General features: G+C 34.8%; 19 protein-coding genes. All 19 read left to right on the top strand.

The window, feature by feature from the left end:
* The first annotated feature begins 8 nt into the window (after window positions 1–8).
* The 19 genes from DFR80_RS03705 to nagZ all read left to right on the top strand — a co-directional run bounded on the left by DFR80_RS03705 (window position 9) and on the right by nagZ (window position 20,716).
* Window positions 9–1,016 (top strand): ABC transporter permease, encoded by a 1,008-nt coding sequence (locus DFR80_RS03705; RefSeq protein ID WP_076543727.1) that lies wholly within the window; start codon window positions 9–11, stop codon window positions 1,014–1,016.
* 3 nt (window positions 1,017–1,019) lie between these two features.
* Window positions 1,020–2,030 (top strand): ABC transporter permease, encoded by a 1,011-nt coding sequence (locus DFR80_RS03700; protein WP_076543726.1) that lies wholly within the window; start codon window positions 1,020–1,022, stop codon window positions 2,028–2,030.
* Between the two features lie 97 nt (window positions 2,031–2,127).
* Complete coding sequence (rhaS, locus tag DFR80_RS03695; RefSeq protein WP_076543725.1) at window positions 2,128–3,129, top strand: rhamnose ABC transporter substrate-binding protein; 1,002 nt, start codon at window positions 2,128–2,130, stop codon at window positions 3,127–3,129.
* Window positions 3,130–3,268: 139 nt separating this feature from the next.
* Entirely contained in the window at window positions 3,269–4,489 is a 1,221-nt protein-coding gene (locus DFR80_RS03690) for an iron-containing alcohol dehydrogenase family protein (protein WP_114489239.1), read from the top strand.
* A gap of 17 nt (window positions 4,490–4,506) precedes the next feature.
* Window positions 4,507–5,598: a mandelate racemase/muconate lactonizing enzyme family protein gene (locus DFR80_RS03685; protein ID WP_114489238.1), complete on the top strand. Its 1,092-nt coding sequence runs from the start codon at window positions 4,507–4,509 to the stop codon at window positions 5,596–5,598.
* 129 nt (window positions 5,599–5,727) lie between these two features.
* On the top strand, window positions 5,728–6,663 hold the full coding sequence (gene yhfZ, locus DFR80_RS03680) for a GntR family transcriptional regulator YhfZ (protein ID WP_114489237.1): 936 nt from the start codon (window positions 5,728–5,730) through the stop codon (window positions 6,661–6,663).
* 10 nt (window positions 6,664–6,673) lie between these two features.
* Complete coding sequence (locus tag DFR80_RS03675) at window positions 6,674–7,045, top strand: PRD domain-containing protein (RefSeq protein WP_076543723.1); 372 nt, start codon at window positions 6,674–6,676, stop codon at window positions 7,043–7,045.
* Between the two features lie 3 nt (window positions 7,046–7,048).
* On the top strand, window positions 7,049–7,405 hold the full coding sequence (locus DFR80_RS03670; protein WP_076543722.1) for a DUF2620 domain-containing protein: 357 nt from the start codon (window positions 7,049–7,051) through the stop codon (window positions 7,403–7,405).
* 34 nt (window positions 7,406–7,439) lie between these two features.
* Window positions 7,440–8,714 (top strand): YhfT family protein, encoded by a 1,275-nt coding sequence (locus DFR80_RS03665; protein WP_114489236.1) that lies wholly within the window; start codon window positions 7,440–7,442, stop codon window positions 8,712–8,714.
* 75 nt (window positions 8,715–8,789) lie between these two features.
* Entirely contained in the window at window positions 8,790–9,908 is a 1,119-nt protein-coding gene (locus DFR80_RS03660) for an amidase family protein (RefSeq protein ID WP_076543720.1), read from the top strand.
* Window positions 9,889–10,785 (top strand): phosphotriesterase, encoded by an 897-nt coding sequence (locus DFR80_RS03655; protein WP_199505772.1) that lies wholly within the window; start codon window positions 9,889–9,891, stop codon window positions 10,783–10,785. Before DFR80_RS03660 ends, DFR80_RS03655 begins: the two co-directional genes overlap by 20 nt.
* Window positions 10,786–10,799: 14 nt before the next feature.
* The gene (locus tag DFR80_RS03650) at window positions 10,800–11,903 is read left to right on the top strand and encodes an aminotransferase class V-fold PLP-dependent enzyme (protein WP_114489235.1); all 1,104 of its coding nucleotides are present in this window, start codon (window positions 10,800–10,802) and stop codon (window positions 11,901–11,903) included.
* An 8-nt stretch (window positions 11,904–11,911) separates the two neighbouring features.
* Window positions 11,912–13,108 carry a YhfX family PLP-dependent enzyme gene (locus DFR80_RS03645; protein WP_114489234.1) on the top strand — a complete coding sequence of 399 codons (1,197 nt, stop codon included), beginning with the start codon at window positions 11,912–11,914 and terminating at the stop codon, window positions 13,106–13,108.
* Complete coding sequence (locus DFR80_RS03640; RefSeq protein WP_076543717.1) at window positions 13,105–14,370, top strand: phosphopentomutase; 1,266 nt, start codon at window positions 13,105–13,107, stop codon at window positions 14,368–14,370. Before DFR80_RS03645 ends, DFR80_RS03640 begins: the two co-directional genes overlap by 4 nt.
* Window positions 14,371–14,618: 248 nt before the next feature.
* Window positions 14,619–15,527 carry an N-acetylmuramic acid 6-phosphate etherase gene (gene murQ, locus DFR80_RS03635; RefSeq protein WP_076543716.1) on the top strand — a complete coding sequence of 303 codons (909 nt, stop codon included), beginning with the start codon at window positions 14,619–14,621 and terminating at the stop codon, window positions 15,525–15,527.
* A 52-nt stretch (window positions 15,528–15,579) separates the two neighbouring features.
* Window positions 15,580–17,004: a PTS transporter subunit EIIC gene (locus DFR80_RS03630; RefSeq protein WP_114489233.1), complete on the top strand. Its 1,425-nt coding sequence runs from the start codon at window positions 15,580–15,582 to the stop codon at window positions 17,002–17,004.
* 82 nt (window positions 17,005–17,086) lie between these two features.
* A complete protein-coding gene (locus tag DFR80_RS03625; protein WP_114489232.1) occupies window positions 17,087–18,133 on the top strand; it encodes a MupG family TIM beta-alpha barrel fold protein in 1,047 nt (348 codons plus the stop codon).
* Entirely contained in the window at window positions 18,133–18,987 is an 855-nt protein-coding gene (locus DFR80_RS03620; RefSeq protein WP_076543713.1) for a MurR/RpiR family transcriptional regulator, read from the top strand. Before DFR80_RS03625 ends, DFR80_RS03620 begins: the two co-directional genes overlap by 1 nt.
* A 19-nt stretch (window positions 18,988–19,006) precedes the next feature.
* On the top strand, window positions 19,007–20,716 hold the full coding sequence (gene nagZ, locus DFR80_RS03615) for a beta-N-acetylhexosaminidase (protein ID WP_199505771.1): 1,710 nt from the start codon (window positions 19,007–19,009) through the stop codon (window positions 20,714–20,716).
* The last annotated feature ends 23 nt before the right edge of the window (window positions 20,717–20,739 follow it).

Here is a 20,739-nt window from a genome sequence, read left to right as displayed (position 1 = left end):
GAATACATATGTCTGAAAAAAGTTCTGAAAATAAAATGAGTCTGGAACGAATTCAACAGATTAGAGAATTCAGCCTGATTGGTTTTATAGTTATACTTTCGATATTTGTTCAATTTCGCAACAGCAATTTTTTGACAATGTCAAATATAGATGATCTATTAACAAATACTGCTATTCTATCAATTTTAGCTGTGGGAATGATGATGGTTATAATAACCAGAGGAATTGACCTTTCTATTGGAGCTAACCTGGCTTTATCGGGGATGTTGACTTCAATGTTGGTGGCAAGATATCCTGGTCTCCATCCTATAGCAGCATTATTGCTTGGTACCTTAATTGGTTTAATCAGTGGTTCAATTATTGGACTATTAGTAGCCAAATTTAAAATTTTACCAATTATTGCTACCCTGGGTATGATGAATGTTTTTAGAGGGGTAACATTTTTAATAAGTGGGGGAAAATGGGTCAGTGCCTATCAGATGTCTGATAGTTTTAAAGCAATTTCAACCGGCAGTATATTTGGTATAAATAACTTGATTTTAATAGCAGTTATTATTTATATTGTTTTTTACTATTTTATTAATTATACCCGTACCGGACGTAAAATATATGCTGTAGGAAGCAGTCCAGATTCTGCAAAGGTAAGTGGTATAGATGTTACTAAGATTACCTGGATGGTTTATTCAATTATGGGTTCACTTGCCGGGCTTTCAGGAGTTCTCTGGGTTTCAAAATTTGCTTCTGCTCAGAGTAATACAGCTGCAGGTTATGAATTAAATGTTATTGCAGCCTGTGTAATTGGGGGGATAAGTATTGCCGGTGGAGAAGGAAAAGTTACCGGTCTGATTTCCGGGGTATTACTCTACGGTATTTTAGAAAACGCTCTGCCAATGATTAATGTTTCACCATTCTGGCAGAATGCAATTCAGGGTGCAGTAATCTTAATTGCAGTAATTGTTAGTGCTTTAATTAAAAGAAGAATAGGAAGTTCCAATAAAATAAGGAGGGAAGATTAGACAATGGGAAATAATTTTGATAATGAAGTTGCTTTAAATAGAGAAATTAGAGCGGAAAAAGAGTTTAATTTAAAAGATTTCTTTTTCCAGTGGGAATGGCTGTTGCTTTTAATTTTTATTGCTATCCACATTATGAATGCTCAATTATCTCCTTATTATTTAAATACCTATACACTGCTTGATGCAACAATGACTTTTTTGGATAAGGCATTTATTGCTCTATCTATGACATTTGTCATTATCTTTGGTGATATTGATATTTCTGTTGGCTCAACTGTAGCTTTATCTTCGGTAATTATGGCGGTTTTATATAATGCGGGCTTATCAATGCCGCTGGCAATAGGTGTCTGTCTTTTAGTTGGAATTACCGCCGGTTTTATTAATGGAATTTTGATTGTTAAATTTAAAGAACTTTCTGCAGTAATAATAACTCTATCAACTATGATTTTATATCGAGGAATTGCCTATATTATTCTAGAAGACCAGGCTTCAGGTGGTTTTCCAATGTGGTTTAATTTTTTAGGCTGGGGATATATTAAGACTCTGATCCCCTTTATCTTAATTGTTTTTGTTGTAGCAGCAGTAATATTTTATCTTTTACTACATAAAACAACATTTGGCAGGAAAGTTTATGCAATTGGCAATAATGATGTAGCCAGTTTATTTTCTGGAGTTAAAGTAGATAAAATGAAAATTATTGTTTTCACCTTGAATGGTTTTATGGCAGCTCTGGCAGCACTGTTTTTAACTTCAAAAATGGGAAGCACCAGACCTAATATTGCCTCAGGCTATGAGCTAGATGTAATTGCGATGGTTGTTTTAGGAGGTGTAAGTACTTCGGGTGGAAAAGGTAAGATGATAGGGGTTTTATTGTCTATCTTTATTATTGGATTTTTACGCTATGGACTTGGACTTGTAAATGTACCATCTCAGGTCATTCTGATTATCATTGGTGCTTTACTAATCTTCTCAGTTATGGTATCCAATTTACTCTATGGAAATAAATCTGATTAAATAATAGACTTTATTAAGTAATTAATTTTATACCGGGAAAACCACTTACTACCCGGTATATTTTAATCAACATAAAATTAAAAGGAGGAGTTTGTGTATGAAGAAAGTTATTATTGGAATGTTGGCCTTGTTAATGGTTTTTTCTCTGGTGGGTGCTGCTGCAGCTCAAAGCGGTAAATATGCTTTAGTTGTAAAGAGTGCAGGTAATCCATTTATGGAAAAAGTTAGAGATGGTTTTTCTGATGCCATTAATGAAGTGGGTGGAGAAGTTATTTACAAAGCACCTGCTGAACCAACAGTAGAAGCACAAATTATCATGATTGAACAGCTAATTACACAGAGAGTAGATGCAATTGCGATTTCTGCGAATGATCCTGATGCTCTACAGCCAGCTCTACAGAAAGCTATGAATAGAGGTATTAAAGTGCTGTCATTAGATTCAGCTGTTAATCCTCAGAGCAGAATGGTTCATGTAAATCAGGCTGATCCAGAACAGATTGGTCGAGTTCAAATTCAGGGTATTGCAGAAATGATTGGTTATGAAGGTCAGATAGCTGTTTTAAGTGCAACCTCTCAAGCTACCAATCAAAATCTCTGGATTGACTGGATGAAAAAAGAATTAGAAAAACCTGAGTACGATAATATGGAGCTTGTTAAAGTTGCTTATGGTGATGACTTAAGAGATAAGAGTGTATCTGAAACAGAAGCACTTTTAAAATCATATCCTAATCTAAAGGGTATCATTGCTCCAACTACTGTTGGTATAGCAGCAGCAGGTAAAGTTTTAACTGATAGAGATCTTGCTGGTGAAGTTTACTTAACTGGTTTAGGTCTTCCAAGTGAGATGGCAGAATATATTAAAAATGGTGTCTGCCCCTGGATGTATCTCTGGAATCCAATTGACTTAGGTTATCTTGCCGGCCAGACAGCTGAAGCATTAGTTAAAGAAGATATTACTGGAGCAGTTGGAGAATCATTTACAGCTGGTGACTTAGGTCAAAAAGAAGTTATTAAAGCTGGAGACGGAACAGAAATTATGTTAGGTGCACCATTTAAATTTGATGCTGACAATATTGATGAATGGAAAGATGTATATTAAAAACTAATATTTAATCAGTATTAACTGAGAAAATTATATGCTATCAGTTCTAATTGTAGGGCTGATAGCATATTTAATAAATCAAATTTTATTTTTTTAAACTATAATAATCCAAAATTGGACATAAGGAGAATTTAGTATGCAAAATCAAAGTGAATTAAATCAGATTAAAGAAATGGTTTATGATCAGGTAATGGAAGAAGCTGGTTTGGGATATTTTTATAAGTTTATAATGCCAGAAGAAGTTTTAGTTGGTCCGGGTTGTGTCAGAAAGATTGGTAAAGAAACAGTAGAATTAGGTAATAAGGCTCTTTTAGTTACTGACAAAGGTATAACCAACCTTAATTTACACAGTTCTACAGTTAGATCCTTAGAAAAAAATGGTGTTCAAATTCATATTTATGATCAGGTTCAGTCTGATCCTGATGATAAAGTAATTATGGAGGGGGTAAGGACAGCCCGTGATAAAAATGTAGATTTTATTGTTGCAATTGGCGGAGGAAGTTCTTTGGATGCAGCAAAGGCAATTTCTTTTATGCTTAATAATCCAGAGCCAATCTCTCAATATGAGGGGGCAGATAAAATTGAAAATCCGGGTTTGCCTTTGATTGCAATTGCAACTACTGCAGGAACTGGAAGTGAAGTCTCAGTTTCTACAGTTGTTACTGACAGCAAGAGAAACAAAAAAATGGTTATCAGCAGTAAATATCTGGTTCCAAAAATTGCGGTAGTTGATGCTGAATTAACTTCCGGTCTGCCAGCTTCAATTACTGCTGCAACTGGAATTGATGTTCTGGTTCATGCAGTAGAGGCTTATTTATCGAAAAATTCAATCACTATTTCTAGAGCTCTGGCAGATCACTCTGTTAAATATGTTGTAGAAAATTTACCGCTGGCGGTTGGTAATGGTGAAAATATTGAAGCCAGACACAGGATGTGCATTGCATCATTAATGGCCGGAATGGCATTTTCCAATGTTGGTCTGGGAGTCTGTCATGCAACAGCTCATCAGCTGGGAACAACCTATAACATTCCCCATGGAGTAGCAAATGCTATAATGCTGCCTGCTGTATTAAAATTTAATAAACTTGTTAGTAAAAAACAGCTGTCAGAACTGGCCCACTCTCTGGGAGCAAAAATAGAGGGGTTGACAGAAAGAGAAGCAGCAGAAGCGGCAATTAAAGAGATTAAATATCTAATTTCTGATTTAGGCTTACCGTCATCTATCAGTGAAATTGGTGGCAGTAAAGATGATTTTAAATCTATGGCCAGAGATGCATTAGATGACCCTACATTAGCCACCAATCCTCGTAAAGCAGATTTAAGTGATATTTTAAAAATTTATGAGAATGCATTTTAATAATAAGGGTGAAAATAATGAAAATCAAAGATCTAAAAGTATATTATTTAAAAGTTCCTTTAAAAAAAGAATTTAAAACATCACTCCGAACAGTAAAAATTGCAGAAGAAATTATAGTTGAAATTGAAACTGACACAGGTAATATTGGATATGGAGAGGCTGCACCAACAGCTGTAATTACAGGAGATATAAATTCCAGTATTAGCGGAATAATACAAAAATATATTAGACCTAAATTGATTGGAGAAAGTATAGGGAATATTGAAAAAATACATTTTTTAATTGAAGAGTCTGCAGTAAATAATAACAGTGCAAAAGCGGCTGTGGAAATGGCAGTTTATGATCTTTTTGCTCAAAAATTCGATGTTCCACTATATAAAATACTGGGTGGCTATAGAAATTCATTGAATTCTGATTTATCCATTAGTGTTAACTCTCCAGCTCAAATGAAAGCTGAGGCACTCCAGGCAGTTAGTGATGGATATCAGGTATTAAAATTAAAAGTGGGTAAAGACTATCAAAAAGATTTAGACCGATTTAGAGCAGTTAGAAATGCAGTTGGTAAAAATATTAAAATTAGACTTGATGCGAATCAGGGCTGGCAGCCAAAAGAAGCAGTTTCAATAATTAGAGCAATGGAAGCAGAAAACTTAAAGCCTGAGTTAATAGAACAGCCTGTTAAGGCAGATGATTATCAGGGTTTAAAATTTGTCAGAGACAGCGTTCTTACTCCAATTATGGCAGACGAAAGTCTCTTTAGTGCCAGAGACTGTCTGCATTTATTAAAAATGCAGGCCTGTGATTTAATAAACATTAAATTAATGAAAGCGGGAGGGATTTATAATGCATTAAAAATTAATGCAATAGCAGAAGCTTATGGGATTGAAGTAATGCTGGGAAGCATGTTGGAGGCAAAAGTTTCAGTTACTGCAGCAGCTCATCTGGCAGCAGCTAAGAAGAATATAACCAGACTTGATTTAGATGCACCATTATATTTGGCAGAAGATCCAGTTGAAGGTGGTATAATTTTAAATGGCAGGCAGATTAGTTTTCCAGACGAGAAAGGGCTGGGAATTAGAAAGTTAAATAATTTAATTGAAATCAAATAAAGCTTAAAAAAACAAATTAATAGTTGCAAAATTTAAAATCTTATGCTACACTAATATACAGAATACAGTACACTGTATTTTATTTTATATCATTGTACAGAAAATTGTATATTAATAAGGAGGTATATTATGGTTTCTGAAATAAAAAGTAAGATGATGTCAAAAATTGGCTTTATAACTTCAATGCTGGCCAGAGATTTCTTTTTAAAAAACGTAGGTGAAAGAATTGATACAATTAGTGGGTATGCTGAACGTTATGGCACCGGTCGCGGCACAGTACAGTCAGCTATTTCATTTTTAACTGAACATCAGGCAGTAGAACTGGAGTCAAAAGGGCACCTTGGAAGCTATATTCTTAGTTTAGATTATCAGTTACTCTGGGAAATTGCAGATTTAGGGATGATTATGGGATTATTACCACTTCCTTATTCACTTCGCTATGAAGGTCTGGCAACTGGCCTGAATAAACAGTTTCAAGCGGCTAATTTTAATTACAGTATTGCCTATACCAGGGGTGCTGAAAAAAGATTAAATGTCTTAAAAGACGACAAATATGATTTCATTGTCTTATCTAAATTTGCAGCTAAAAATTATAATGATAATGATCAATTTGAGATTTTATATGAGTTTGGTTCGGGAACCTACCTTTCCAAACATGTAATAGTATTCTCGGGTCCAGAAAACAAAAAAATTGAAAGTGGAATGAAAATTGGTCTTGACTCGACTTCAATTGACCATAAGGTTTTGACAGAACTTGAATGTCAAAATAAAGAAGTTGAATTTGTAGAATTAACTTACATGAAAATTATGGAGCATATTAAAAATAAAACAATAGATGCAGCAATCTGGAATTATGATGAAATTAAAAATCTGGATAATATAAACTTTACTGATCTGCAGCATCAAAGCTCTATTAAGAAAAATAAAGAAATTAGTAATGCAGTTATTTTGGTCAATAAAAACAGCAGAATGATTAAAAGAATTTTAAGCAAAACTATTAATCCTGAGTCAGTTATTGAAGTTCAAAAAGAAGTTTATGATCACAAATTAATTCCGGAGTATTAGGAGGAAAAAAATGGAGCAGAAATTAAATGAGCGTCTGGAAATTCTGGTACAGGGTAAACAGCTGGAGCCGGAATTGAAAGTGAAAATTGTTAATTTATTAAAAAAATTTGAATCTGATTTTGCAGTTGAGATGACAAGTGAAAATGCTGCTATGCTGGTAACTCACCTGCCAATGGCCTTGATGAGAATAAAAAGAGGAGAAGAGGTTGAAGATTTAGATGAAGCGATCTTAGCAGAATTAAAAAAAGAGGTTTACTATTCTAAATGTATTGAATTTATCCAAAAAATAGAATCTGAAACCGAAATTGAAATTCCCTCTGGAGAAAAAAACTATCTGGCATTACATTTTTGTAATTTAATCAAACAGGAAAGGAGGGAATAAAAAATGAAAATTGTTGTTGGAGGTCAGGTTGACCGTCAGGAAATAGCAAATAAGATAAAAGAAATAGCTGGTGAAAAAGTCGAAGTTGAGATTATGGATGATATTCAGGCAGCTACAGCCATTAAAACTGGAAATGCTGACTATTATTTTGGTGCCTGTCATACAGGAGGTGGAGGAGCGCTGGGAATGGCAATGGCTATTTTAACTAATGCAAAATGTGCCACTGTCTCTATGCCCGGGCGTGGTCCTAAAGCTGAAAAAATAAAGGAAGAAGTAAAAAATGGTAAGGTAGCCTTTGGATTTACTGCTGATCATATCGATAAAACTGTAACACTTTTATTGAAAAATATTTTGAATTAAATAAACATATCAATTTAAACGAGGAGTGTATAAGATGCAGACAATTTTGATGGCATTAATGGGAGGACTGGCAGCAATACTCACCAATAAGGGAATTGCAGTATTCAATGATGGGCTTCGCCCAATTATTCCTGAACACGTTGAAGGAAGAATGAGTAAACGAGATCTGGCGGCGACTTCGTTTGCGATGAGTTTTGGTCTGGTAATTGGATTTGGAATTCCTTTTAGTTTATCAGCTAATATACTTTTAATACATAGTATTTTACTCGGTACAGATGTTATTGGAACCTGGGCACCGGACGGCAAAAAGGGAATGGTCACTGCTGGTATTGTTGGTGCTCTTTACGGGCTGGGATTAATGTATGGTCTGGAATTTGTAGTTAATATTTTCGAAAAAATGCCTGTTAACTTTTTGAGTGATTTAGGGAAAGTTGGGGATCCGATAGTTGTAGCTTTTGCTGCTTTTCCTGCTTTAGCTACTGCCTATCAGTTTGGGATAAAAAAAGGTGCCTTTAATCTACTGGCAGCCGGGCTTGTTAGACAGCTGGCTGTGACTTTTAGTCCGCTGATGCTGGCTGGAATGGAGGTAAGTATTAATCCAGAAGGTATGGCTCTGATTACTGGAATGCTTATCTTACTCATTTTTGCTACCAGAGAAAAAAGCAGTAATACCAATGTTGGCGATCTGGTTTCAGTCTTTAGTGAAAGAGTTGCTAGAATCAAGAAAAATTTACCTATGCTGGCTGTAATGGGAGCTTTAGTGGCGGCAGCAACTGCCTATCAGATCTTGGCTGGAGATCCAATTTCACTTAATCTCATGAAAGAAGGGGCTTTAAACGAAGCTGCCCTGGCAGCACTGGCTCGTGGAGTTGGATTTATACCTTTAATTGCAACTACAGCTATTGCAACAGGTGTTTACAGTCCGGTTGGAATGACATTTATCTTTGCTGCAGCTTTATTTATTAAAAATCCACTACTGGCAGCAATTGCTGGTGCAGTAATTATTTCTTTAGAAATACTGTTCTTAGATAAACTGGCAGGTCTGCTGGATAGGTTTCCTGGAATCAAAAAAGCTGGTGATAACATTAGAACAGCAATGTCTAAATTGCTGGAAGTAGCTCTTTTAGTTGGTGGTATGAACGCAGCTAATGCAATTATACCTGGCTTTGGTTTTCTTTTTGTAGCTGGTTTATATATTTTAAATGAAATCGGGGATCAGCCAATTGTAAGAATGGCAGTGGGTCCAACAGCAGCTATTTTAGTTGGAATTATAGCTAATATCTTTGTTCTACTTTCGATTAGCTTTTAATTTATTTTGTTTAAGTAATTAGAAATTAATATTCAGGGGGCTCAATGCCCCCTGCTTTAAAAATAAGGAGTAAAAATGAAAAAAATGTCTGATTTAGAGAAAAAATATATTAATGCCCTGCACAGCAGTTCTAAAGCTGTGGTTTATCATAATCATAAAATTAAGGATAAATTTAAAAAGTTGAGTAAATCAAAAAATGACAATTATCTGTTGGGAGTAAAAAACACCTCACAAATATCAAAAGAATTAGTGGATAAATTAACTGAGGATCAGACTTTCCTATTACATACAATTGATAAGATGGCTCGTGGTGGAAGGGCTGTTGATCCTGAGCTAATAAATCCCCTGACAATGCGGATAATGACTGGTTCCAGCAGTGGAGGCTGTCTTAATATTCTTGAAGGAATTAATGATCTGGCTCTGGGTACAGATGGTGGGGGATCAGTTCTGGCTCCAGCGGCAGCTACCTCTCTTTATTCCTTAATGGCTAAAGGAATGGGAATTCAGGGCAATTGCAGCCGAATTTCTACTGATAATTTAGAGTTTAGACCGGGAATTGGTTTTATATCCCATGATTTTAAAATCTGTACTCTGGCATTAAAAAAATTACTTTCAGAAAAAGAACTTGCTTTAGCAGAAAAATCAAATTTAGATGAGCTGACTGTTGCTTTACCGGAAACGGAAACTGTTATATTACCGCATGGAGAAGATATGGCAGCTTTAACTGCTGAGATAGAAGTTGAGTTAAGTGATTATCAAGTGAATCGGATTAAGCTTGCAGGTAGTGAAAAGCGTAAAAAGGCAATAGAAATTATAAAAAAGACTTTTAATGAGGGAAATGAGATTATCATAACTGCAGAAGGTCCAATTGATTATTATGGCTATGGTGATTCGGTTGCCGGTAGTTTTAAAATTGCTGACTTCAGCCAGAAAAAAAGCGGTAAATATTTAATGAGAGCTGCTAATCTGGTTAATGCTACAGCGATCAGCATTCCTACTGATAGATTGGGAGTTGCTTTAATTTTGCTTGCCAGGCCTGGTATTAAAAGTGGTTTTAAAGTCATTAAACTGGCAGAGAAGCTGGCTAAAAATTATAAAAGACCGGAGCTTTTTACCCGATATTTTCTTGAAAACTATAGGAAATCAGAAAATAATTTTTTAGGAGCTGATAATTTTGATCAATATTTTAAATAAAGAGATAACTCCAGCCGAAATGGGCATTACCATGTACCATGAACACTTAACTATAGATCTTTCGGATCAAAAAAAGGACTTGGATGCCAGGCTTGGTGGAGAAGAACTGGTTGAAGATTTAAAAATAGTTAAAAAGGCTGGTGTCAAAACAATTGTCGAATTAACAAATATCGGAATGGGCAGGGATATAGACAGACTGGAGTTTTTAGCGTCAGTTTTTGATTTTAACATTATTGCCAGTACCGGTTTTTATAAAGAACCATATCTGCCTGGCTTTTTCTATCAAAAAAATAGAGAGCAGTTAGCCGAACTAATGATCAGCGAAATTAAGGATGGAATTAATGGTACTAATATTAAGGCTGGAGTAATAGGTGAGGTGGGTACCAGTCAGAAGGTGACTGATGCTGAAAAAAAATTACTGCAGGCAGCTGCACTTGCTCAAATAGAAACTGGAGTTCCAATTATTACTCATCTAACCCTGGGATGCTGTGGTTTTGAACAGCTTAAAATATTAAAAGAGGCAGGGGCGGAATTATCTAAGCTTGCACTCAGTCATTTAGATTTAGCAGCTGATATTAATTATGTTTTGCAGCTGGCAGAAAAAGGTGTATTTATCGGAATTGATACTATTGGTAAGCTTCAATATCAGAGTGATGAGTTTAGAATTAAGTTGATTAAAGAACTGATTAAAGCTGGCTATGAGGAACAGATTTTACTTTCAACTGATATTACTCGTCTTTCTCATTTAAGTGTAAATGGAGGTCACAGTTATCAGTATCTTTTCGAAGAATTTATTCCAAAACTTAAGCAAGCAAATGTAAGCAGAGATTTGATAGATAGAATTATTAGGGATAATCCAGCAAAATTATTTTCTTAAAGGGAGGTTTTAATATGCAGATATATCCTCTTAAATCACTAAGTATCGCTGAAGCAATCAAATTACAATATAAACTGGTAGATTCAATTCAGCGTGAATTTAAGGGCAGAGAACTTTTAAATGGGGGAGATTATGGGCTTGATCCAGAATTTAAAAAACCACGTTTTACAGCTAAGGTTGAAAATGTACTGGCAGATTTTTTTGCTGCCGAAAGAGCACTCTTAGTTAGAGGGGCTGGAACTGGTGCGATTCGTTCTTTTTTTAATGCCAATCTGGAGGTTGGGGCTGAAGTTTTAATTCATCAGGCTCCGATTTATCCAACAACAGAAGTTACATTTAAAAGTATGGATTTAAAGATAACCAAATTTGATTTTAACAGTTTAAATAAAATAGCTGATCAAAAACTGCTGCCGGACAAAGATTTTACCGCTGTATTAGTTCAGCATAGTAGGCAGAAAATAGATGACAGTTATGATTTTGCTAAAGTTATAGAAATTATAAAGACTAAATACCCGGATACTCCTGTTATTACAGATGATAATTATGCTGCAATGAAGGTCGATCAGATCGGAGTAGAAGCTGGTGCTGATTTAAGCACATTTTCATTATTTAAACTGCAGGGCCCTCCAGGGATTGGACTGCTTGTCGGTAGCAAAAAATATCTTGATAAAGTTGAATCCATTAATTATTCAGGTGGCAGTCAGGTCCAGGGAACTGAAGCTTTAGCAGCACTGCGTTCACTGGTCAATACACCTGTTAGTCTTGCTGTACAGGCTCAGACTGTAGAAGAACTTAATCAGCGACTGCAGCAGGGAGAAGTGGCTGCTGTTAAAAACGCTTTTATTGCAAATGCTCAGTCAAAAGTTGTAATTCTAGAATTTGACAAACCAATAGCCAAAAAATTTCTAGAAGCAGTTAATGAGCAGGGTGGAGTTCCCTATCCAGTTGGTTCAGAATCTCGCTATGAGATTGGAGCTATGTTTTATAGAATTTCAGGAACTTTTCGAAAACAGAATCCAGAAGCCGAAAAATTTATGGTACGGATTAATCCGATGCGAGCAGGTGCTGATACCATAATTAGAATTATTAATCAAACCATATCCTCTTTAAAAAGGTAGGTATAATTATGTTTTTAGAAAAAATGCAGAAAAGAAATCCAGAATTAATAGAAAAAGCATTGTATTTACATCAAAATAATATTTTAGAACCAGATACATATATATTAGATTTAGATCAGATCCAGGCTAATTCAGCCTTAATGGCAGAGACAGCAGCAGAGAATAATTTGAAGCTTTATTTTATGAGTAAGCAGCTGGGAAGAAACCCTCTGGCAGCTCAGGCAGTAGTAGAAGCAGGTATCAAAAAAGCAGTAGCAGTTGATCCCTGGGAGGCCAGAACTCTAGCGCAAGCAGGAATTCAGCTTGGCAATGTAGGACATTTAGTTCAGGTTCCAACTTCTATGCTGGAAGAAATGATAGCTTATGAGCCAGAGATTATGACTGTTTACAGTCTGCAGAAAGCAGAACAGATTTCCAAAATTGCCCTGAGGCAGAATAGAGTACAACCAATAATGATCAGAATTTATAGTGAGAATTCTTTTAACTATAAAGGTCAAGTGGGGGGGTTTGATCTTAAAAATTTAGAGAAGTATATTCCTCGTTTAATAGAATTGGAAGGTGTTGAAATTAAAGGAGTGACAGCCTTTCCCTGTCTTTTATTTAATTATAAGAAGCAAAAAATTGAAACGACTCCTAACTTAGAGTTGGTAATTAAGACAGCAAAAATTTTAAATGATAAATATGGGCTGACAATTGAGCAGTTAAATACGCCAAGTGTCAGCTGTCAGAGGACAATTCCAATACTGGCTGATGCTGGAGCAACTCATGGAGAACCAGGTCATGCGTTGACTGGAACTACTCCCTATCATGCCTATCATGATGATGGCGAAAAACCAGCAATGATATATATATCAGAAGTATCTCATATTAAAAAAAGTCAGGCTTATACTTTTGGTGGTGGTTTTTACAGTCGTTCTCATCTCAAAAATGCTCTGGTTGCTTCCACTAGTGATCAAAACAGCCGGCGGATTTATCCCGCTTCTCAACCGGAAGCAGATATGATTGACTATTATGCCTCATTGGAAAATATAGACCAAAAATTAAAAGTGGGAGATACTGTTCTTTATGCTTTTAGAACTCAGATTTTTGTAACCAGATCCCGGGTTGCTGTTATTAGTGGAATCCAGCATGGTAAGTTAAAACTGCAGGGAATATATAGCAGTCAGGGCCGGTTAATAGACAAAAAAGGAGGTCTCAGATTTTGAAGCGAGTAATATTATTAATTCTAGATGGACTTGGGATTGGAGCAATGGATGATCTAGAAGCTCAGCAGCGTTTGCAGGATCAGACTGCTGATACCCTGGGAACTGTATTAAAAAATAATCAGGATTTAAACTTAAATAATCTTAACCAGTTTGGACTGCAGGCTGCCCATAATTTGAGTCATTTAACTTCAAAAAGTTCAAAAATACAGAAAAACAATTTAGAAAGTACTTATAATAGAGGTAATACAGAATTTGAAATCGAAAATCTTAAGGCGGCTTATACTTATGCTGCTTTAAGTTATGATGGTGCCGATACTTTTATGGGACATCAAGAAATAATGGGTTCCAGTCCAACTCATCCTAAAATACAACCATTTAGAGAAGTACATAAAAAAGTAAAGTATGCACTCGAAAAAAAGGGGTACCAGGTTAAAATACCTGAGCCAGACCATCCTTACCTGCTGGTTAATCAGAAAGTAGTTGTTGCCGATAATATTGAAGCAGATTACGGGCAAATCTATAATGTTAGTGCTTCTCTAGAAGAAATTGATTTTAAGGAGATACTTAAAATAGGGAAAATAGTTAGAGAAACTGTTAAGGTCAGTCGAGTAATTGCTCTAGGAGGAAAGAATACTGATCTAAGGCAGATATTAGAAAGTATTGAAAATGCTAATTCTGAAATTACAGGTGTAAATTCTACGGCCTCGGGAGTTTATGGTGAGGGTTATCGAGTTCTTCATCTGGGATATGGGATTGATTATAATAAACAAATAACTACAATTCTGGCAGAAGAAGGTATAGATGTACGGCTGATTGGTAAGGTTCAGGATGTAATTTATTGTCCGAAAGCAAAGAAAATGTTGCCAGCAGTAGCAACTGAAAAAGTACTGGAACTAATGCAAGAGGAAATGGATGAGTCTGATTCTGGCCTGATAGCCGTTAATGTCCAGGAAACTGACCTTGCAGGTCATCAGCAGTCAGATAAGAAATTTGCTAAAGTTCTGGAAATGGTTGATCAAAAACTGCCTCAGATAATAGCAAGTTTAAGAGAAGATGATCTTTTTATTATTACAGCTGATCATGGTAATGATCCTAATGTTGGTCACAGTCATCATACCAGGGAAAATGTCCCCTTACTGGTGTATCAAAAAAATATATCAGTTGAAGAGTTGAAACCTAGAAAAAGTTTGGCTGATATTGCTGCTACTATTGCAGATTATCTGGGGGTAAAGGCACCAGAAAGTGGTAAAAGCTTTATCTGAAATATTCAGTTTTATTCTACAAATAAATTATTAGTAACTGACTAACAAGCCTTTTAATTTATCAATAATAAATAATCGTCTAAAACCTTCTATTTTTAATTAATAGGGGGTTTTAGCATTTAATAAGAGCTTAAAATAAATATTTTTGAAATATATTTTCATAAAATATAAAATTACTTGAAATATATTTTCAAAAGTGTTAAACTCTTATTAAGAAAAGAAAGAAAATTTTGAATGGAGGTTTAAAGATGAATAATAATTTAGGAGAACTGGTTACAGAATCAGTTAATGAGAACTCCCAAAATATTGATCGAGTCAGTACAGAAAAGATGATAGAAATCATCAATAATGAAGACAAAAAAGTGGCAGCAGCAGTAGAAAAAGAAAAAAATAATATAGCTGCTGCAGTTGATTTGATTGCCCGGGCATTAAAAAATGGTGGTAGACTAATTTATATGGGTGCAGGTACAAGTGGAAGATTGGGGATTTTGGATGCATCAGAATGTCCTCCAACCTATGGAGTAAGCAGTAAATTAGTTCAGGGTTTAATTGCTGGAGGAGAGAAAGCAATTAGAAATTCAATCGAAAATGCTGAAGACAGCAAGGAAGAAGCTGTAGATCATCTTCAGGAGATTGACTTTGGTAAAAAAGATTTTTTAGTAGGAATTGCTGCAAGTGGCAGTACTCCTTATGTAATTGGTGGTCTGGAATATGCTCGTTCTCTGGGAGCTAAAACTGCTGCTTTAAGCTGTAATCCTGGTTCAAAAATAGCAGAAATTGCAGAAATTTCTATAGCACCAGTTGTAGGAGCTGAAGTTGTAACTGGTTCGACTCGTATGAAAGCAGGTACTGCTCAGAAGATGGTTTTAAATATGTTAAGCACAGCTACAATGATAAAATTAGGTAAAGTTTATAAAAATTATATGGTTGATCTTCAGGTGAAAAATAATAAACTGGCTGAAAGAGCTAAAAATATGATTATGGCAGTAAGTGAGGTGAGTTATAAAAAAGCAGAAAATTATTTGGAAAAAACAGATTATAATGTCAAGTTGGCGATTATGATGCTTAATACAGGACTTGAAAAAGAAGAGGCAAAAAAAGAATTAGAAAAGTATGAGGGACATTTAGCTGATGCAATTCAACATAATAAACATTGAGTTAAACTATAAGAATTAGTGTTTTTAATATTATTACACAAGGAGGAGTACAATGAATAATCAAGAGTTGGTTAAAAAAATTGTACAAAAATTGGGTGGAAAAGAGAACATAGCTGCAGCTACAAACTGTATGACAAGATTGCGAGTTGATCTCAAAGATGACTCTGTCGTTGATGTTAAGGAATTAAAATCTGTGGAAGGGGTTATGGGTGTTGTTGAAGATGAAACTCTGCAAATAGTTGTGGGGCCTGGAAAAGCCAAAAAATGTCTGGATATTTTAAAGAGAGATTATAAAATTTCATCTAATTTAGAGGTTGGAGAAGATTGGGAAAAAAATAAAGCTGCTATAAAAGGAGGGCAAAAACAGAGTAAGTTTAAAAGAGCTTTAAAAACTATAGGTAAAATTTTCATCCCTCTGATTCCTGCTATTATAGCAGCCGGTATTTTTAATGGATTTGCTGGTTTGATTACAAATTTACAGAATACAGGAAGTTTAGCTACTACTGATTTTTGGAACTTTATTCAGCTGCTTTTATCTTTACTTGGTGGATCGTTCCTCGGTTATTTAGCGATTTTTACGGGTATTAATGCTGCCAAACAGTTTGGAGCAACTGAGGGTCTTGGCGGTATGGTAGGAGCTCTAACAGTAATGGGGCAGATTACTAATATTTCTCAAATTTTTGGAATGTATGACACAGAAGTACCGCTTAATTCAATTTTAACAACCGGAAAAGGGGGAATAATTGGAGTTATCATTGGAGTATATATTCTTTCATTAATAGAAAAAAAGGTCAGAAAAATGATTCCGGATGTTTTAGACTTAATTGTAACTCCAGTTGTATCGATGCTCATTATGGCTCTGGCAATGATTTTTATTATTATGCCTTTATCGGGAGTTATTTCTGACTGGTTGGTGGGAGGATTAACTCTTCTTGTAGCTTCTCAAAATCCATTTGTCAGTGTGATTTCTGGTTATGTACTTGCTGCAGTATTTTTACCAATGGTTTTACTTGGTCTTCATCACGGATTAATACCTCTGTATGCTATTCAGCTTGAAAATATGGGTGGTGTTTCATTATTTCCAGTACTGGCAATGGCTGGTGCCGGTCAGGTTGGAGCAGCGATTGCTATTTATCTTAAAGCAAAAAAGACAGATAATAAAAAACTAAAGCAGATTATTTCTGGTGCTTTACCGGCAGGGATACTGGGGATTGGTGAGCCATTAATTTATGGTGTAACTTTACCTCTTGGTAAGCCGTTTATTACAGCTGGTCTGGGAGCTGGTTTTGGTGGAGCGTTTGTTATGTTACAGAATGTAATGGCAGGTGCCTGGGGGCCTTCAGGTATTACAGCAATCCCTCTAATGAAACCTGGTTCAATGTTCAGTTATTTCATGGGGCTTGTAATTGCCTATATTGGTGGCTTTGTAGTTACTCATTTCTTTATTAATGACGAAGAGGTTGCTCAGTTAAAGTAATAATTTAGCTTATGGCTCCCCTTATTAGCGGGGAGCTTTTCATTATTTTATTTTTTATCTTTAATAAAAGGAGCATAAAAATATGTTAGGTATTTCAGTTTATGCAGGTTTAGATTTAAGTTTAGAGGAAAATATTAATTATCTAGAAGAGGCTAAAAAATTAGGAATTAAAAATATTTTTCTTTCTTTACACATTCCCGAGGTAAATAATAATTTTTTAAAGGAAGCTAAAGAATTAATTTCAGCTATCAATCGCCTTGACTTTAATTTAACTGCAGATATTTCAAAAAAATATTATAATAATCTGGATTTAAGTGAATTTAAATTTGATGCATTGAGATTAGATTTTGGTTTTAACAATCAGGAAATTGCTGAACTAAGTCAAAATAGTGATTACCGAATTAATCTTAATGCCAGTACTCTGACAGACTCTGATTTAAAAACAATAATATCTCAGGGAGGTAATCCTGAAAACTTTGAGGCCTGTCATAATTTTTATCCCAGGAAAGAAACGGGTTTATCTGAAGAATTAATATTAAAAAAGAATAATCTTTTAAAAAAATATGACATTAAAGTTGGAGCTTTTGTAGCTTCTAATCATAAAAAGAGGCCTCCGATAAAAGCCGGACTTCCTACTCTGGAAAAGCATCGTTTTTTAACTCCACTTATAGCAGGACAGGATTTATTAAAGTTGGGAATTGACAAAATATATATAGGTGATAGCAGAGCGTCTAAAGAAGAATTAAAGAATTTTAGTTTGATTAACAGCGAAGTGACAATTATCCCTCTCGATATCATTGGCAGTCTCAGTAAAGAGGAAATGAGGTTGCTAAATTTAGAACATAAAAACCGACAGGATCCTGGAGAATATATTATTAGATCTGAAACAGCCAGAAAAAATAAAAAGGAGAAAATTAAAGCTCATAATAATATTAAAAGATTTAAATATGCAGTTACAATTGATAACTATTTATATCAAAGGTATGAAGGTGATTTACAGATTCTAAAAAAAGAATATCCTGCTGATAAAAAAATTAATGTTGTTGCAGATGCAGGAAAAGCCGCCCTGATTATTGAAAAAATAAAAGAAGGAGATAAATTTAAATTTAAACTTAAAGGTGAGGAATAATGAAGGTAATATTAAAGATTAAAGAGATGTTTAATGATTTTACCACTACTGAGGAAAAAATTGCAAATTATATCTTAAAAAACAAAGAAAAAGTAACCCAATTATCAGTTAATCAACTTGCCCAGGCGGCAGATAGCAGTCCGGCTTCAGTAGTTAGGTTCTGTAAAAAAATTAATTACAAGGGCTATCAAGACTTTAAAATAGCATTAATTAAAGATTTACAGGAGACTGAAAATAATGATAAAGTAAAAGTTTATGATGATATAGCTGTAGATGACCAGGTTGAAGAAATAATGGAAAAAATAGCTCATGATAATTATAAAGTAATTAAAAATACCATTAACTTACTTTCAGTAAAGGAAATTGAAAAAGCAGTAAAAGCAATAGAAAATGCAAATAATATTTATATTTTTGGAATTGGTGCTTCCGGTCTGGTCGCAAAAGATTTACAGTATAAATTAATGCGGGTCAAAAAAACAGTTATTTATTATGCAGATACTCATGCTCAATTGTCTTCGGCTGCTAATATTGAAAGTAGCGATTTAGCTATAGCTATCTCATATAGTGGTCAATCTATCGAAGTATATGAGGCATTAAAAACTGCCAAGAAGCGGGGAGCAAAAACTATATCTATTAGTAAATATGGAGAAAATCCATTAAATGAAATAGCAGACATCAAACTTCAGGTTGCGGGAAGTGAAAAAAATCTTAGGTTGGGAGCAATCACCTCGAGAATAGCTCAGTTGACCGCTGTAGACATCCTATTTGTTGCTTTTGCCAAAAATGATTTTAGTAAAATAAGCGATTACTTAAGAAATACCAGGGAAAGTGTTGAGCAGTTTAAAATAAAGTAAGGGAAGAAAGGAACTACAAATGAGAAATAAAATTATTTTATCAACAATTTTATTATTTATAATATTATTTTCATCTCTTACTACTTCAGCAGTAAGTCAGGAACAGGAATTCGATATTTTTAATTTCTTAAAATTAGGAGGAGATTTTTTAATGAATTCTAAAATTGCAGAGATGTCTCTGGAAGAAAAGGTGGGACAGCTTTTTCAGATAGGATTTTCAGGACCGCAGGTTGATTCAGAAATAAAAGATATGATTGAAAATTATCATATTGGTGGAGTGATTTATTTCAGCAGAAATATAGAGAACCCAGCTCAGACTGCAGAACTTTCAAATCAGCTGCAGGAACTGGCAGTAAACTCCGGGGCAAAGCTGCCGCTTTTTATTTCGGCAGATCAGGAAGGTGGTACAGTTACTAGATTAAAAGGAGCCACGCATTTCCCCGGGAATATGGCTCTTGGTGCTGCTAATAATAAAGAATTTGCTTATTTAGCTGGCGAAGCTGTAGGTGATGAGCTAAAAAATTTAGGGATTAATGTTAACCTGGCTCCTGATCTTGATGTGAACAATAATCCTGATAATCCAGTGATCGGAGTTCGTTCGTTTGGAGAAGATCCTAAATTAGTTGCTGAACTGGGAACTTCCTATATTAAAGGGCTGCAGTCAAAAGGAGTTATTGCAACAGCTAAACATTTTCCAGGCCATGGAGATACAGCAGTTGATTCTCATCTGGATTTACCTGTAATCAGACATTCCCGCAGTCGTCTGGAAGGGGTAGAGCTTTATCCTTTTAAAAAGGCAATTGAGGCCGGGGTAGACAGTATAATGACAGCCCATATATATTTTCCGACAATCGAAAAGGAGAAAGGAATACCGGCAACTCTTTCTAAGGCTGTTTTAACTGATTTATTGAGGGAAGAACTTAATTTTAAAGGTTTAATTATTACTGATTGTATGGAAATGAATGCAATAGTCAATACTTTTGGTACTGTAGAAGGAGCTGTCAAAACAATAGAAGCTGGGAGTGATACTGTTTTAGTATCTCACAGTTACCAAAAACAAAAAAAGGCAATTAATGCTGTGATTAAAGCAGTAAAAAACGGAAGAATTAGCGAAGAGAGAATAAATCAGTCTTTAAAGAGAATTTTAAGCCTAAAGGGTAAGAGAATCAGTCTGGCAGAGCTTAAAGAAGCAGATGAAAATAAAATTAATTTTGCAGCTCATCAAAAAATTGCCAGAGAAATTGCAGAAAATGCAGTAACAGTGGTTAAAAATGAAGGAGTTCTGCCTCTAAAAAATATTGAATCAAAAAAGATCAGTGTAATTGACTTTGAAATGGGGCGAGTTTCTTTAGCTGAAGATGACGATAAAAAAAGAAATTTGTTTTTTAAATATTTACAGGAAGAATTAAATAAGGTAGAAAATATAACTTTACAAGAGGGACAAACGATTACTGTTAATAATAATAAAATAATTGACAGTGATTTAGTTATTGTCTGCACCTATAATGCTGCAGTAAACAGAGACCAGGCCAGAATTGCAGAAAAATTAGCTGTAAAATATGATGTTTTAGTTCTTGCTCTTCGTAACCCCTATGATTATAAATATCTGAATCAAACTCAGGCATTTATTACAACCTATGATTACAGTCCGGCCAGCCAGAAAGCTGCTGTTGATTTGATAAAAGGAGAAATCAGTGCCCGCGGGAAATTACCGATTAGTATTAAATAAAACAAAAGAAAGAATATTTCTTG

The sequence above is a fragment of the Halanaerobium sp. ST460_2HS_T2 genome (genome assembly GCF_003337665.1).
Classification (GTDB): domain Bacteria; phylum Bacillota; class Halanaerobiia; order Halanaerobiales; family Halanaerobiaceae; genus Halanaerobium; species Halanaerobium kushneri.
This window is presented reverse-complemented; position numbering and strand designations above follow the sequence as displayed.